A 13541-nucleotide genomic window follows, 5' to 3' on the forward strand; every position below is an offset into this window, starting at 1 on the left:
TGCGGGGCAGGCGCCGGCCGGATGCGGCGGCCGGCCCAGACCCGCATCGGCGCACACCACAGGCGGGCCAGCCAGCGTAGGTGGATTAATGCGTCCCTTTTATTTTGATTTATAAATTTAACGGGGACACCGATCTGTTCTGCGTCTACAATTGGCGCGACAACCCTCAGGAGCAGTTCGATATGCACGAAACGCCTACCCACGCCTTGCCTTCATACCTGGACCCCAACAATGTCGGCCCCTGGGGAATCTACCTGCAGCAGGTCGATCGTGTTACGCCTTACCTGGGCGCCCTCGGCCGCTGGGTCGAAACGCTGAAGCGCCCCAAGCGCGCCCTGATCGTGGACGTCCCTGTTGAGCTCGATAACGGCCGCATCGCCCACTTCGAGGGCTATCGTGTCCAGCACAACACCTCGCGCGGTCCGGGCAAGGGCGGCGTGCGCTTCCACCAGGACGTCACGCTGTCCGAAGTCATGGCGCTGGCCGCGTGGATGTCGATCAAGAACGCCGCCGTCAACCTGCCGTACGGCGGCGCGAAAGGGGGCATCCGCGTCGACCCGCGCGGCTACTCACAGGCGGAACTGGAGCGGATCACGCGCCGCTATACCAGCGAGATCGGCGTCATCATCGGTCCCTCCAAGGACATCCCCGCGCCGGACGTGAACACCAACGCGCAGATCATGGCGTGGATGATGGACACCTACTCCATGAACGAAGGCGCCACGGCCACCGGCGTCGTCACCGGCAAACCGGTCGCCCTGGGCGGCAGCCTGGGCCGCGTCGAGGCAACGGGGCGCGGCGTGTTCGTGGTGGGTTGCGAGGCCGCGCGCGACCTGGGCTTCGACGTCAATGGCGCCCGCGTCATCGTGCAGGGCTTCGGCAACGTGGGCGGCACGGCCGCGCGCCTGTTCCACGGCGTCGGCGCCAAGATCATCGCCGTCCAGGACCATACCGGCACGGTGTACAACGAATACGGCCTGGATGTGCCCGAGCTGCTGGTCCACGTGTCTCAGCATGGCGGCGTCGGCGGGTTCGAAAAGGCGCAGACCATCGAGGCTTCCGAATTCTGGAAGCTGGAAACCGAATTCCTGATCCCGGCGGCCCTCGAGGGCCAGATCACGGCCGCCAACGCGTCGGACATCAAGGCCAAAGTGGTGGTGGAGGGCGCCAACGGACCGACCACGCCGGAGGCCGACGATATCCTGTTCGACAATGGCATCCTGGTCGTCCCGGACGTGGTGGCCAACGCCGGCGGCGTGACCGTCAGCTACTTCGAATGGGTGCAGGACTTCTCCAGCTTCTTCTGGACCGAAGACGAGATCAACCACCGCCTGGAGCGGATCATGCGCGACGCCTACGCGGCGGTGTCGCAGGTGGCCCGCGAACACAAGGTCACGCTGCGCACCGCGGCCTTCATCGTGGCGTGCACGCGCATCCTGCAGGCCCGCCAGGTCCGCGGCCTGTATCCGTGATCCCCGGCGATTCACGCGGATGAGCCGGGCCGGGCGCGGCGCTTGCCGCGCCCGGCGTCAGTCCTGGCGCGGAATGAATTCCGGCCGCAGGACGCCGACCAGGTCCTTGTACGGAATCTGCAATTCCGGCTCGCCGTAGGAATAGGGCGCGATGCTGTACGCGTCGTATTTCACGGTCACTCCTTCGCGGGTCAGGGCGAAATTGCTCGACGGGGAGAAAGGCCACATCCTGTTGTAGGCCGCCGGGTCCCGCCTGGCGTCTTCGTTGGTTTTCAGCCAGCGGGCATGCGCCGCCTTCAGGGCATCCACGAACTGCGGCCCGCGGCCCGGAATGATGGCCTCGTCCAAGGCCAATACGCGTCCCTTGCTGCGCTCCCAGTTCAGATACTGGGTGGCGGGTATCGGATGTGCCGCGCCGGTCAGCATCTGTCCGGTATGCAGCTCGATGGCGATGATGTCCCCCACGGTGTCCTTCACACGCGCCTTGAACCAGGTCTCGTCGCGCGGCTGCGCGGTCTGGAAAAAGTACTGCGCGTATTCGTTCAGCGTGTCATAGGGGCGCGGCCGGTTCGGGTCGACGCCGGTCATGTAGGCGAGCACGTGGTCCACCAGCGCGGTCAGCTTCGGGATGCCGGGAAACGCAATCGAGTCCACCTCGATGCGGGGGCACTCGCCCGAGCAACCGGGTTTCGTGCGCGTCCATTTGACGGTATCGACCCGCACGTCGCCGGCATTCGCCGATGCCGCCGAACCGGGCGACAGGCTGATGTCGGCCGGCGGCGTGCTGCCGCAGCCCGCCAGCAATGCCGTCAAACCGAGCAATCCCGCGCTCATGGCGCGCGGCGTGCCGGACAGGATGCGGAACAAAGGGAAAATGGACGGCCCGGGCTTTCGAGGGCCGGCCGGACGGAATTCATGCATCGCGCGTCTGCTCCAGTTCGGATCAGGGCACCTGGGTCAGCCAGGCCGCGGTGGCGAAACGTTCGCGCGCCTGCCGGTCGGCCTCGGCCATTTCGGCTTCCGTGATGGCGCCCTGCGTCAACCCATGCCGGTTGCGAAAGACTTCGATCATACGATCGATGATCTGTTCCCGCGGCATTCCAGTTTGGGTCAGCAGCGGATCCACACGCTTTTTCGCGCTGGTCGTGCCCTTGTCGGAAAGCTTCTCGCGGCCGATCCTGAGCACCTGCACCATTTTCTCGGCGTCGATGTCATAGGCCATCGTCACATGGTGCAGCACGGCTTGGCCCCGGCGGGCCTGGGCCGCGCCGCCAATCTTTCCGCCTGAGGATGTGATGTCGTTCAAGGGCTGGTACCACGCCTGGATACCCACCGATTGCAGCGCTTCCAACGTCCACGCATCCAGGAAGGCATAGGATTCCTGGAAGCTCATGCCCTCCACAAGCGATAGCGGCGCGTAGATGGAGTAGGTGATGGTGTTGCCGGGCTCGACGAACATCGCGCCGCCGCCGCTGACGCGGCGTACCACTTCCACGCCGTGGCGGCGAGCGCCGTCGGGATCGACCTCGTTTTTCAATGACTGGAAGCGCCCGATCACCACCGCCGGGCGGGCCCATTCCCAGAAGCGCAGCGTGGGCGCGCGCCGCCCGGCTGCGACTTCGTCACTCAGCACGGCGTCCAGCGCCATATGCTCCAGGGGCGTGCGCGCGCTTTCGCGTATGAGCTGCCAGTCGTGATCGCGCCAGGTGGACCGCGTCATGCCAAAGCCCTCCTGACCGCAATGGCAACCGCCTCGGGCGAGAAGCCGAACATTTCGGTGCCCGGCGGCAAGGCCAGGGCAACGGCAAGGGCCAGTTCGGCTTCGCTTGCGGTCGCCGCCAAGCCGGTGAGCGCGCGGTCGATTTCGGCCAGCGCCTCGGGCGGTTCCAGGAAAAAGTCGCCGCTGATGCTGACCGCGGTCAGCGCGCCGTCCTCTACGTTCACGTCAGCCACGACGAGCTTGCCGCCGGGCACCTTGTATTCGCCATGCATGATTGGTCCTCAAGCCGATGCGTGTCGATGTTACGGCATACGGCCTGCCACGTGTCACGCCACGCCGCCCTTGCGCGGGGCGGGCCACAGCCGCCAGTTCAAAGTGACGCCGGCCACAGCGAGGAGGATGAGCGAGATGCCAGCGGCCTGCGCCAGATCGAGCCGCTGTGCGAAGAAGGCGTAGTCCACCAGAATCGCCACGGCGGGGTAGATGAACGACAGCGCAGCCAGCATGGCCGTAGGCAGCTTCTGGATCGCCGAATAAAGCAGGATATACATCAGGCAGGTGTGAACGACCCCGAGTACGGCCAGGCAGATCCACTGGCCGGCCGTGGCGGGCAGGGCGGAGAAGTCCGCCATCGGCGCCAGCATGACGATGCCGACCACGGCCTGCACCAGCGCCAGCAGGTGCGGCGGAATGCCGGCCAGGCGCTTCACGATGATGGCCGTGACCGCATAAAGGAAGCCGGCGCCCATGCCGAGCAGCAGGCCCGACAGATAGTGGTCGTGCGAGAGCGCGCTCGACCCTTGCAGATCGAGCAGCATCAGCAGCCCCCCGAAGGCCACGCCCGCCCAGGCCACCTTGGTGAGAGAGGGACGTTCGCCAAGGAAGACCGCGCCCAGCCCCATCAGAAAAAAGGGCTGGAAGTTGTAGACGGCGGTGGACAGCGAAATGGACGCCAGGCGGTAGGCCGAGAACAGCAGCACCCAGTTCATGACCAGCGCCGCGCCGGCCGCAACCGCCAGCCCGAAGCTGGTGCGGCCGAAATAGCGCCGGGAAAGCAGGCCGCGCGCGTGGCAATAGACCAGCAGCGCGAGCGCGCCGAAAAGACAGCGGAAGAAAACGACATTGAAAGGGCCCTGGCCGGACTCCAGCACGAAATAGCCCAGCGTGCCGGACATGGCCATGGCGGCGCTCATCTGCAGCGCGCCGGTGCGTTCAGTCGGTGTAGCCATGATGGAAGTCCTCGGATACTTGCGCGGCGCCGCCGCTTGGAAGTACCGTTGCAGCGGTACCGGTGAAACGCATTATCGCAGCCGGTTATGCGGTTTTGAATCGCTTTTCAGCTCAAAAATCGCGCGTACACATTGGATTTCGAAGGCAAAAATGCGCAATGACCTTAACGATACGCAGGGGCCTCTGGATGCGGTGGACCGTCGCCTCGTAACGCTGCTCGCGGCAAACGCCCGGGCAACCGTGGCGGAGCTTGCACGGCAGGTCGGCATGTCCTCGCCCAGCGTCGCAGACCGCCTGCGCCGGCTGGAAGACGCGGGCGTCATCCAGCGCTACACGGTGGAAGTCGATCCCGCGGCGCTGGGATATGCGTTGCAGGCCATCGTTCGCGTGCGGCCCTTGCCGGGCCAATTGCGGCGGGTGGAAGAACTGATCGCCGATATTCCGGAATTCATCGAATGCGACAAGGTGACCGGCGAAGACTGCTTCATCGCGCGGCTCGTGTTGCGCACCATCGGGCACCTGGACGAGATCCTGGACCGCATTACCGAGTACGCCGAAACCAATACCGCCATCGTCAAGGCGGCCACGCTGCGCCGGCGCCTGCCGCCGCTGGGGTAATCTCGCGTCTTTCTGGAATGCCGCCCAGCGGCCTGGTTTTTCGAGTTTCAAGGAAATGGCAATGACTTTCCCCGCCGGCATGCCGGACAACGCTTGCGACAGCCACCTGCATATCTTCGACTCCCGCTTTCCCGAGCAGCCCGGTTCCGGCGAGCCCTTCGCAGGCGGCACGGTGAGCGATTACCGGGCGATAAGCCGGCGCATGGGTACGGCGCGCGCCATCATCGTGCAGGCGAAGCGCTATGGCACGGACAACGCCTGTCTGCTCGACGCCATCGCGCAGTTCGGCGGGCAGGCCCGCGGCATCGCGGTGGCCACGCCGGACGTGGGCGACGCGGCCTTGCGGCAGCTCGACGCGGGCGGCGTTCGCGGCTTGCGCTTCAGCGTTTGGAATCCCAAGGACACGGTCACGACGGTGGACATGATCGAAGCGCTGGCGCGCCGCATCGCGCCCCTGGGCTGGCATGCGCAGCTGCACATGTCCGGCGACCAGATCGTGGCGCACGCCGACATGCTCGGCCGGCTGCCATGTCCGATGGTGATCGACCATATGGCGCGATTGCCGCCTGCGTTGGGCGTGCGGCACCCGGCATGGGACGTGGTGCGCGGTCTGCTCGATGGCGGCAACTGCTGGGTGAAGCTTTCGGGCGCGTATCTGAACACGGCGACGGGAGGCCCCGACTATGCGGACGCCACGGCGGTGGCCCGCGCATTCGTCCAGGCGGCGCCGGAACGGCTGGTGTGGGGCAGCGATTGGCCGCACGTGACCGAGGCGTCGCATCCGCCCGACACCGTGGCGCTGCTCGGCCTGCTGAACGCCTGGGCGCCCGATGCTGGCGTTCGCACGCGCATCCTGGTCGATAATCCGCGGCAGCTCTACGGCTTCGATTGATACGCCGGGTCCCGCGGCGCGGCTGCGTCCTGCCTTCAGGCGGGCGCCGTGGGCGCGGCACACGCGGCCGCCACATCCGGCGCGATCGATCCCGGCTTTTCGGCGGGGCCATAGCGCCTGATGGCCTGCCCGTCCCGTCCGACGAGGAACTTCGTGAAGTTCCACTTGATCGCGCGGCTTCCCAATACGCCGGGCCTTGCCTGTTTCAGCCACCGATAGAGGGGGTGTGCGCGTTCGCCGTTGACATCGATCTTCGCGAACATAGGGAAGGTCACGTCATAGCGCGATGTGCAGAACCGCTTGATCTCGGCCTCGTCGCCCGGCTCCTGATGGCGGAACTGATCGCAAGGAAAACCGAGCACGCTGAAGCCGGCGTCGCGGTAACGCCGGTACAGGTCTTCCAGCCCCGCGTACTGCGGCGTGAACCCGCAGCGCGACGCCACGTTCACCACCAGCACCACGCGGCCGGCAAACTCGCTGAGCGGGCGTTCGGGGCCGTCGATATCGCGCGCGGAAAAATCGTATAGGGATGTCATGGCGGAAGCTCCTTGCGGGCGGCGCATTGCAATGCATGGCCGCCCGACATTTTAGAGCCCGCCGCCCGGCGCCGAGTCCAGCGTGCGCCGCGATATCGATGTTCGATGCTGTAATGTGCGAACGAGACAACTGAACCCGTAGCGGGGAGGCCGGGCATGACCGCACCTTCGATGATGGAACGGCTGGAAGCGATGCTGGCTTCCGGCAAAGACGACAAACTGCTGCGATATACCCTGGGCAAGGCTTACGCGGAGGCCGGCAATTTCGACAAGGCGTGCGAACACCTTGAGGTCTCCGTCTCCTACGACCCCGAGTACTCGGTGGCGTGGAAATGGCTGGGCAAGGCGCGGTTGGGGAGGGACGACAAGGAGGGAGCGCGCCAGGCATGGCAACGCGCATCGGAAGTGGCCGCTGCCCATGGCGATGCACAGGTGGTCAAAGAGGTCGCCGTGTTCTTGCGGCGTCTCGATCGTTGATGGTGGATCGTCAAGGGTCAAGGAAGCTCGGATTCCGGTCCGGTTTCAATGTTGAACTGGCCGAATGGCGGCGGCGTTTGCGGGCAGGGCGCCATTGCACTGTTGGCCCGACGACACAAGTAGGGCGGCACATAAGTAGGACTAAGCGACTAAAGGAAAACATATGTGTCGCGTGAGGCGGTGTCCCGTGCGCGCGTACCCCGGCGCAACGCCACACAGCGCGATGCGGCGTCAAACAGTGAAACACGCGGTGCGCCGTATGATGTTGACGCTGCCGTTGCCGCGGATTTGTAATGCGCTGGGATAAGTACGGCCAGCCGCAATGGGATATTTGATGGATCTACGTCCGCCCTTCTTCAGAGGGGCTTCCTCTGCTCGTAAATCGACGCACGGCGCGCTGACTGCTTTATGGCAATCGATGGACATGCCCGAGGAAGCCCTTGGCTACATCGATCTGCCGGGAACCGATCCCGTCCTTCCATCTTCCTTCTCCGTCGGCATGGCGGCGCAATGCAGCATCGCCGCGGCCGCGCTTGCCGCAGCGGAGATATGGGCCATGCGGGGCGGCAAGCGCCAGCGCGTATCCGTCGATATGCGGCATGCGGCGCAGGAGACCCGCGGCTATTTCACCCTGGATGGCACGCAGCCCAATATCTGGGACAAGATCACTGGCGTGTACCGCTGCGGCGACGGCAACTGGGTACGCATACACGCCAACTTCGCGCATCACCGCGATGGCGCACTGGCTTTGCTGGGCTGTCCAACGGGCGCCACGGTCGACCGGGGCGCCGTCGAAAGAGCGCTGGCGCGCTGGAATGCGCTGGAATTCGAACAGGCCGCGGCGGAAGCAGGGGTGGTGGTGGCCGCGCTTCGCAGCTTCGATGAATGGGATCGCCACCCGCAGGGTGTCGCGGTCTCGCAGTTGCCGCTCCTTACCGTCGAACGCATCGGCGATGCCGCGCCGCGCCCCCTGCCGCGCTATGGCACCAACGCGCGTCCGCTGCAGGACATCCGCGTTCTGGACCTGACCCGCATCATCGCGGGACCGGTGTGCGGCCGCACACTGGCTGCCTACGGTGCGGATGTGATGCTGCTGAATTCGCCCAATCTGCCGAACATCGCGGCCATCGCGGAAACCAGCCGGGGGAAATTGTCGGTGCTGGCGGACCTGGACACGGCGACCGGCCGCATCACGCTTGGCAACCTGCTGCGCAGCGCGCACGTCTTCGTGCAGGGATACCGTCCAGGCGCGCTGGACGCGCAAGGATTCGGGCCGGAAGACGTGGCGCGCCTGCGGCCCGGCATCGTGTACGTTTCCTTATCCGCTTATGGACACGTCGGTCCCTGGGCGCGCCGGCGCGGGTTCGATTCGCTGGTGCAGACGGCCAGCGGTTTCAATCACGCGGAGGCGCAGGCCGCCGGACAGGAAGCCCCGCGCCCGATGCCGGTGCAGATTCTGGACTACGCCACCGGGTACCTGATGGCGTTTGGCGCGCAGGTGGCCTTGGCAAGGCAAGCCACCGAAGGCGGCAGTTGGCATGTGCGGGTGTCGCTGGCGCAGACTGCCCGGTGGCTGCGCAGCCTGCCGCGCGTACCGAATGGCTTGTCCTGCCCCATGCCGTCCCTGGACGGGTATCTGGAAGAGACGAACTCCGGCTTCGGCAAGCTTGCGGCGGTGCGCCACGCGGCGCGCTTCTCCGCAACACCCGCTGCGTGGTCGCGGCCGTCGGTGCCGCCCGGCACCAATCCGACCGTCTGGCCATTCAATCAGAACTAGGCCCTGTCAACGTCAGCAGGGGCGTTGCGCGGCCCGCCGCGCCAATTCCGGTAGACTTCGGGCTCGCGGCCGAACGGGCGCCCGCCAACATCGCCATCGAACTCGCCATGTCCACCACCATCTATCACAATCCCCGCTGCGGGACGTCGCGCAATGTGCTCGAACAACTGCGTCAGGCCGGCATCGAGCCTGCCATCGTCGAATATTTGAAGACGCCCCCTTCGCGGGAGACGCTGCAGGCCATGATCGCCAGGGCCGGGCTGACGGTGCGCGACGCGGTGCGGGTCAAGGAGCCGCTGTACCAGGAACTGGGGCTGGACGCGCCGGACGTCGGCGACGACCGCCTGCTCGACGCCATGATGGCGCATCCCATCCTGATCAACCGTCCCTTCGTCGTCACGCCCAAGGGCGTGCGGCTTTGCCGGCCTTCCGACGTGGTGCGCGAGATCCTGTAGCCGCTGCTCAGTCCCGCCGGTGCTGTTCACGCCACGTGCGCAGCGCGTTCAGCGTGTTGGCGACGTGATGGTCCGGGTTGCTGTCGGTATAGGAATAGATGACCCGGCCGGGCGGCACGATCACATACGAGATGCGTTGCGCGCGCTGCGGGTTCCGGTCGTGAACCGCGTCGTAGGCGCGCATGATGCGCTGGTCGGCGTCCGCCGCCACCGCGAATTTGCTCTGGCAGGCGCTTACCGAAAAGCGCTGGAGCACATCGATGTCGTCGGCCGATACGCCGACGACGCGCGCACCGAGCGCGCGATACTGGTCCGTGGCTTCCGCAAAGTCGTGCGCTTCGATCGTGCAGCCCTGCGTGAATGCGGCTGGGTAGAAATACAGCACCACCGGTCCGTCGCGCAGGGCATCCGCGAGTTTGAAGGGATAGACCTCGCCGCCCATCGCGGCCTGGGTCGAGAAGTCGGGCGCCGGCGCGCCGATGGGCAATGCGCTCCAGGCGTGCTGAGCAGCGAACAAGGCAGCAACCATAGACAAGGCAACGACGGCTTTCCTCATGGCGACCTCGCAAGGGGATGAACGGCTGGCCGCCGGGGGCCGCCACGCCGCAGGTTCGCCGATTTTAGCGCCGCGCTTCCTGCATGCGCCGCGACGGCTCGAATTGCCTCTGGAAGCTTTGTCTTTCGCGGGCCTGCCGTTGCTGCGCCTGTTGCCGCGCGATCTGCTGCTGTTGAGCGTTGTGCTGTCGATAAAGCTCCTGCCGCGACTGTTGCAGTTCCGATTGCCACTGCCGGCGCGCCTGCTGCTGCTCGCGTTGGCGGTATTGCTGTTGTTGCTGCAAGTGCCGCTCGCGCGCTTCACGCTGCTGCGATTCCGCGAGCTGACGCCTCAGCGATTCCTGACGCAGCGCCTGCTGGCGCGCATCGCTTTCGCGCTGGTTCAACCGCTGCTGCTGTTGCCGCAATTGCTGCTGGCGCAACTGCTGCTGGAATTGCTGCTGCTGTAGCTGCTGCTGTTGGAATTCCTGTTGCTGCTGACGTTGCTGGAATTGCTGCCGCTGCAGCTCCTGCTGACGCGCGCGCATGTCTTGCTGCTGTTCCAGGCGCTGGCGTTGTTGGAGCTGTTGCTGGCGCAACAGCTCCTGCTGCTGAAACTGCTGTTGCTGCAACAGCTGCTGTTGCTGCTGCTGTTGTTGTTGCTGGCGCAGCTGCTGCTGGAACTGGGTTTCCGCCTGCGATTGCGGCAGTTGGGGGGAAAGCGGCGGCCGCTGCAGCTGGCGTTGCTGCAGTTGCTCCTGTTGGATCCGCTGTTGAAACTGCTGTTGCTGGAGCTGTTGCTGCTGCTGCAGTTGCTGTTGCCGCAACTGCTGTTGGAATTGCTGTTGCCTTCCCGGTTGCACGGACTGGGAGGGCGCGGGCTGCGGCCGCAGCGCGCCGTTGGCGCGTTGCGCAAGTTCCTGGCGGCGCTGCTGGGCTTGGACCGATTGGCGTTGCCGCCGCTCCTCCAATTCCCGTTGCTGTGCCTGCATTTGCGGCCAGGGGCCGCTTCGGCGTTCCCAGCCGCCAGGCCCGCTGTCATAGCTGATCCGCGCGCGCGGCGGAGGCCGGAACTGCGCCGGCTGCCCGTATACGTATCGCGAGCGGCCGGTATCGACCCGGGTGACCGATCGGTTGTAATGAAAATGCCGGTCTCGCCAATAGCCGCCGGCATAGCCGGCGCCGGTGTAGCCGAATCCGTAGTCGATGCCGCCGTAATAGCCGACTGCCGGTCCCCAGTATCCCGGTTTCCAGCGGTACACCGGCGCCGCATAAAGCCAGTAGCCCGGTGTCCACAGCGCGCCTGCGTAAGGCGGGCGGACCCACGCACCGGGCGCCCAATAGAAGCCATAGGCATTGCGCGCCCAGTAACCCGGCATCCAGATATAGTCGTCGCCGGGCGCCGGCGGCTGATCGTAGTCCGGCAGGGCAGGTGGCGGTTCGGCGGAGGTGTATATCGGCGTGGCGCTGCCGTTCTGCTCGCTGGTCTTTGCGTCGGCATCCGTGTCGGCGTCGTCTTCCTCCACGGCATCCGCGGGCGGGGATCCGTATAGCGGCGCTTCAGGCGCTTCAGGCGCTTCAGGCGCTTCAGGCGCTTCAGGCGCCTCTGGCGTCACGGAGTTTGGAAGCGTGGCGCCGCCGCCCGATGGCATTGACCCGGGCGCCGGGACGGCCGCCGGCTCGGGGGAGGCGGTCTGGGCGCACACCGGCGCCATGCAGGCGCAGCCCGCCGAAAAAAGGAGCGCGCCGATGGCCGCCTTGCGCACGCGTCCCGGAATGTTCGCTTCCATGGGATCTCCCACTTCCGCTCATCGCCGCTTCAGTAGCCGTAGTAGTGATAGTGGTAGGGCGCGGGGTAGTAATACACGGGTGCCGGCCGATAATGCACCGGACGGGCCGGAACGATCACGCAACCACTCAACGTACTGGTAACCGCCAAGACTGCAATGAGCTTCTTCATGCCTGACTCCTTTCGTGCGTTCACGGATGCGGCGCACGAAGTCAGTGTAGGTATGCTGTCCCGAAGCGGCTGACTTTGAAATCGTTTTGAAATGCCTGCAGCGTTACCAATTCCTACTCGGCGCACAGGCTGTGTCCGGGAAGCTCGGATGTGCTTCCATGCGTTAGCGCAATGACAGGAACGTTAAAAAGCCGGCGGACTCCGGCTGCGGTGGCCGGCATGGCGCCGGCCGGTATCGGCACGCGGCACGCGGCAAGCCGCCGGCCCGTGCGCGGGCCGCTTGCGGCCCGCCTTCTGGTCAATTGAAGCGTCCGCTCGTGCCGCCCACGCTGAAGCGGCCCGCGCCCATCAAGGCCACGGCAAGCGCGGTGAAAAGGAACATTCCCTGCAGTTCCAGCTGCCATCCGCCCTGGCCATTGAGCATGAAAAGCTGGTTTTGATGGACCAGCACGATCGCAACGATCATGTTGATGAATATCAATAGCGCGCCCAGGCGGGTGAAAAGACCGGCGATGACCAGGATCGGCGCGACGACTTCGCCGATATAGACAAAATACGCCATGAAGGCCGGCCAACCGTGCGCCTGCACCATGCCGACGATATTGCCCACGCCGTGGGTCATTTTCGATATGCCGTGCAGCAGGATCAGGAGGCCCAGAACCAGGCGTAGTATCAATTTGGCTGCGTCATCGTGTCGATTCATTGTCTTCTTCTCTTAGGTTCGGTTTGAGAGGGCGGTGGTGCGGACCATCCGCCGCCATGGCGGCGATGTTCGGGGCGGAGCAGCTTCGCGTCCCGCGATTATTGCAAATCTTCCCCGCCGCGCCGTCATCGTGCCTGGCGGATATTACATGGCGCGGGCGACCCCGGGCGCCATCCGCGCAAGCGGCCGCCATACGGATGTTCCCATCGTACGCCGGCCTATGCGCGGATCAGAGTGGACTTGCCGAACAGGCTTTCGACCAGATCGACCACGACTTCCGCTGTTTGATTGCGCATGTCCCGCGCGGGGTTGAGCTCCATGAGATCGAGCGATCCCAGGCGCCCGGTATCCGCGATCATTTCCATGCAAAGCTGGGCCTCGCGGTAGGTCGGGCCGCCCAGCACGGGCGTGCCGACGCCCGGTGCCACGACCGGGTCCAGGAAATCGGCGTCGAAGCTGACATGCAGGTGGGTGTTTTGCGTCATGCCCGACAGGGCGGCCTCCATGGTGAAGCGCATCCCGTTCTCGTCGATATAGCGCATGTCGAAGACCTTGATGCCCAATTCGCGGAGCTGGCGTTTTTCCTCGGCGTCGACGCTGCGGATGCCGACCTGCCGGATCGCTCCGGGGTCCGGGACGGCGGGATAGGCGTCCCCCAGGCGGGTCAGCGCGTCGGGCCCGTCGCCGCACAGGCATGCCACGGGCATGCCGTGGATGTTGCCGCTGGGCGTAATGACATGGGTATTCGCATCCGCGTGCGCGTCCAGCCATAAAACCACGAGGTCGGCGCCTGCTTCGCGGCAATGTTGCGCGATGGCGGTGATGGACCCGATCGCCAGGCAATGGTCCCCGCCCATCAGGATGGGAAAGCGGTTGCCGTGGCGCGAGGCGAGTACGGCTTCATAGACGGCCCGGTTCCATTGGACGACTTCATCCAAATGACGAAAGCCCTGTTGCGGCGGGTGCGAGGGATTGGGCGGCCCCGATAGATTCGCCGCGTCGGTCACCTGCAGGCCATGGCGTTCCAGGGCCGTCTGCAAGCCGGCGACACGCAAGGCTTCCGGGCCCATCGACGCGCCCCTGATACTGGCGCCCACGTCGGTGGGCGCGCCGATGAGGTCGATTGCTTGCTTCATGCCGTGTTCTCCCAAAGCGCCGGCTGGCGGC

Annotated in this window: 16 protein-coding genes; 6 read left to right on the top strand and 10 right to left on the bottom strand. The window is 65.5% G+C overall.

Translation table 11 applies throughout. The features are described 5' to 3' along the window. The first annotated feature begins 182 nt into the window (after window positions 1–182). Entirely contained in the window at window positions 183–1472 is a 1290-nt protein-coding gene (locus CAL13_RS09965; protein WP_086059371.1) for a Glu/Leu/Phe/Val family dehydrogenase, read from the top strand. Between the two features lie 57 nt (window positions 1473–1529). Here CAL13_RS09965 and CAL13_RS09970 read toward each other — a convergent pair whose 3' ends face one another. The 4 genes from CAL13_RS09970 to CAL13_RS09985 form a co-directional block, all read right to left on the bottom strand. Beyond that, a complete protein-coding gene (locus CAL13_RS09970; RefSeq protein WP_086073591.1) occupies window positions 1530–2306 on the bottom strand; it encodes an RsiV family protein in 777 nt (258 codons plus the stop codon). A 109-nt stretch (window positions 2307–2415) separates the two neighbouring features. Then, window positions 2416–3192 carry a lipoate--protein ligase family protein gene (locus tag CAL13_RS09975; RefSeq protein ID WP_086072264.1) on the bottom strand — a complete coding sequence of 259 codons (777 nt, stop codon included), beginning with the start codon at window positions 3190–3192 and terminating at the stop codon, window positions 2416–2418. Next, window positions 3189–3464 (bottom strand): lipoate protein ligase C-terminal domain-containing protein, encoded by a 276-nt coding sequence (locus CAL13_RS09980; protein ID WP_086057271.1) that lies wholly within the window; start codon window positions 3462–3464, stop codon window positions 3189–3191. The genes CAL13_RS09975 and CAL13_RS09980 overlap by 4 nt, the downstream gene beginning before the upstream one ends. 54 nt (window positions 3465–3518) lie before the next feature. Then, window positions 3519–4421, bottom strand: coding sequence for a DMT family transporter (locus CAL13_RS09985; RefSeq protein WP_086057272.1), 903 nt, complete (start codon window positions 4419–4421; stop codon window positions 3519–3521). Between the two features lie 151 nt (window positions 4422–4572). On the opposite strand from CAL13_RS09985, the gene CAL13_RS09990 reads away from it, so the two are divergent. Next, window positions 4573–5040, top strand: a complete 468-nt coding sequence (locus CAL13_RS09990; RefSeq protein WP_086059373.1) for an Lrp/AsnC family transcriptional regulator — start codon at window positions 4573–4575, stop codon at window positions 5038–5040. 61 nt (window positions 5041–5101) lie between these two features. Beyond that, the gene (locus CAL13_RS09995; protein WP_086072265.1) at window positions 5102–5932 is read left to right on the top strand and encodes an amidohydrolase family protein; all 831 of its coding nucleotides are present in this window, start codon (window positions 5102–5104) and stop codon (window positions 5930–5932) included. A 35-nt stretch (window positions 5933–5967) separates the two neighbouring features. Here CAL13_RS09995 and CAL13_RS10000 read toward each other — a convergent pair whose 3' ends face one another. Beyond that, the gene (locus CAL13_RS10000) at window positions 5968–6468 is read right to left on the bottom strand and encodes a glutathione peroxidase (RefSeq protein ID WP_086072266.1); all 501 of its coding nucleotides are present in this window, start codon (window positions 6466–6468) and stop codon (window positions 5968–5970) included. A 156-nt stretch (window positions 6469–6624) separates the two neighbouring features. Here CAL13_RS10000 and CAL13_RS10005 point away from each other — a divergent pair, with 156 nt between their 5' ends. The 3 genes from CAL13_RS10005 (at window position 6625) to arsC (ending at window position 9177) form a co-directional block, all read left to right on the top strand. Then, window positions 6625–6945, top strand: coding sequence for a tetratricopeptide repeat protein (locus tag CAL13_RS10005; RefSeq protein WP_086072267.1), 321 nt, complete (start codon window positions 6625–6627; stop codon window positions 6943–6945). Between the two features lie 418 nt (window positions 6946–7363). Then, window positions 7364–8722 (top strand): CoA transferase, encoded by a 1359-nt coding sequence (locus CAL13_RS10010; RefSeq protein ID WP_420042426.1) that lies wholly within the window; start codon window positions 7364–7366, stop codon window positions 8720–8722. Window positions 8723–8829: 107 nt separating this feature from the next. After that, window positions 8830–9177 carry an arsenate reductase (glutaredoxin) gene (gene arsC / locus CAL13_RS10015; protein ID WP_086057277.1) on the top strand — a complete coding sequence of 116 codons (348 nt, stop codon included), beginning with the start codon at window positions 8830–8832 and terminating at the stop codon, window positions 9175–9177. Window positions 9178–9184: 7 nt separating this feature from the next. On the opposite strand, the gene CAL13_RS10020 is transcribed toward arsC, so the two are convergent. From CAL13_RS10020 to rocF, 5 genes are all read right to left on the bottom strand, one after another. Next, window positions 9185–9706, bottom strand: coding sequence for a peroxiredoxin (locus CAL13_RS10020; protein ID WP_420042444.1), 522 nt, complete (start codon window positions 9704–9706; stop codon window positions 9185–9187). A gap of 91 nt (window positions 9707–9797) precedes the next feature. After that, entirely contained in the window at window positions 9798–11501 is a 1704-nt protein-coding gene (locus tag CAL13_RS21325) for an adenylate cyclase (protein ID WP_232467803.1), read from the bottom strand. 29 nt (window positions 11502–11530) lie between these two features. Continuing rightward, a complete protein-coding gene (locus tag CAL13_RS21330; protein ID WP_198297759.1) occupies window positions 11531–11671 on the bottom strand; it encodes a hypothetical protein in 141 nt (46 codons plus the stop codon). Between the two features lie 298 nt (window positions 11672–11969). After that, entirely contained in the window at window positions 11970–12374 is a 405-nt protein-coding gene (locus tag CAL13_RS10030) for a DoxX family protein (RefSeq protein WP_086057280.1), read from the bottom strand. A 218-nt stretch (window positions 12375–12592) separates the two neighbouring features. Continuing rightward, entirely contained in the window at window positions 12593–13510 is a 918-nt protein-coding gene (gene rocF / locus CAL13_RS10035; RefSeq protein WP_086072269.1) for an arginase, read from the bottom strand. Window positions 13511–13541: the final 31 nt, after the last annotated feature.

The sequence above is a fragment of the Bordetella genomosp. 9 genome, assembly GCF_002119725.1.
Classification (GTDB): Bacteria; Pseudomonadota; Gammaproteobacteria; order Burkholderiales; family Burkholderiaceae_B; genus Bordetella_C.

What these genes read in the sequence shown, in the direction of transcription:
- CAL13_RS09965 (WP_086059371.1), top strand. Translation starts at nt 183, where the DNA reads ATGCACGAAACGCCTACCCACGCCTTGCCTTCATACCTGGACCCCAAC.
- CAL13_RS09970 (WP_086073591.1), bottom strand. Translation starts at nt 2,306, where the DNA reads ATGAGCGCGGGATTGCTCGGTTTGACGGCATTGCTGGCGGGCTGCGGC.
- CAL13_RS09975 (WP_086072264.1), bottom strand. Translation starts at nt 3,192, where the DNA reads ATGACGCGGTCCACCTGGCGCGATCACGACTGGCAGCTCATACGCGAA.
- CAL13_RS09980 (WP_086057271.1), bottom strand. Translation starts at nt 3,464, where the DNA reads ATGCATGGCGAATACAAGGTGCCCGGCGGCAAGCTCGTCGTGGCTGAC.
- CAL13_RS09985 (WP_086057272.1), bottom strand. Translation starts at nt 4,421, where the DNA reads ATGGCTACACCGACTGAACGCACCGGCGCGCTGCAGATGAGCGCCGCC.
- CAL13_RS09990 (WP_086059373.1), top strand. Translation starts at nt 4,573, where the DNA reads ATGCGCAATGACCTTAACGATACGCAGGGGCCTCTGGATGCGGTGGAC.
- CAL13_RS09995 (WP_086072265.1), top strand. Translation starts at nt 5,102, where the DNA reads ATGACTTTCCCCGCCGGCATGCCGGACAACGCTTGCGACAGCCACCTG.
- CAL13_RS10000 (WP_086072266.1), bottom strand. Translation starts at nt 6,468, where the DNA reads ATGACATCCCTATACGATTTTTCCGCGCGCGATATCGACGGCCCCGAA.
- CAL13_RS10005 (WP_086072267.1), top strand. Translation starts at nt 6,625, where the DNA reads ATGACCGCACCTTCGATGATGGAACGGCTGGAAGCGATGCTGGCTTCC.
- CAL13_RS10010 (WP_420042426.1), top strand. Translation starts at nt 7,364, where the DNA reads ATGGACATGCCCGAGGAAGCCCTTGGCTACATCGATCTGCCGGGAACC.
- arsC (WP_086057277.1), top strand. Translation starts at nt 8,830, where the DNA reads ATGTCCACCACCATCTATCACAATCCCCGCTGCGGGACGTCGCGCAAT.
- CAL13_RS10020 (WP_420042444.1), bottom strand. Translation starts at nt 9,706, where the DNA reads ATGGTTGCTGCCTTGTTCGCTGCTCAGCACGCCTGGAGCGCATTGCCC.
- CAL13_RS21325 (WP_232467803.1), bottom strand. Translation starts at nt 11,501, where the DNA reads ATGGAAGCGAACATTCCGGGACGCGTGCGCAAGGCGGCCATCGGCGCG.
- CAL13_RS21330 (WP_198297759.1), bottom strand. Translation starts at nt 11,671, where the DNA reads ATGAAGAAGCTCATTGCAGTCTTGGCGGTTACCAGTACGTTGAGTGGT.
- CAL13_RS10030 (WP_086057280.1), bottom strand. Translation starts at nt 12,374, where the DNA reads ATGAATCGACACGATGACGCAGCCAAATTGATACTACGCCTGGTTCTG.
- rocF (WP_086072269.1), bottom strand. Translation starts at nt 13,510, where the DNA reads ATGAAGCAAGCAATCGACCTCATCGGCGCGCCCACCGACGTGGGCGCC.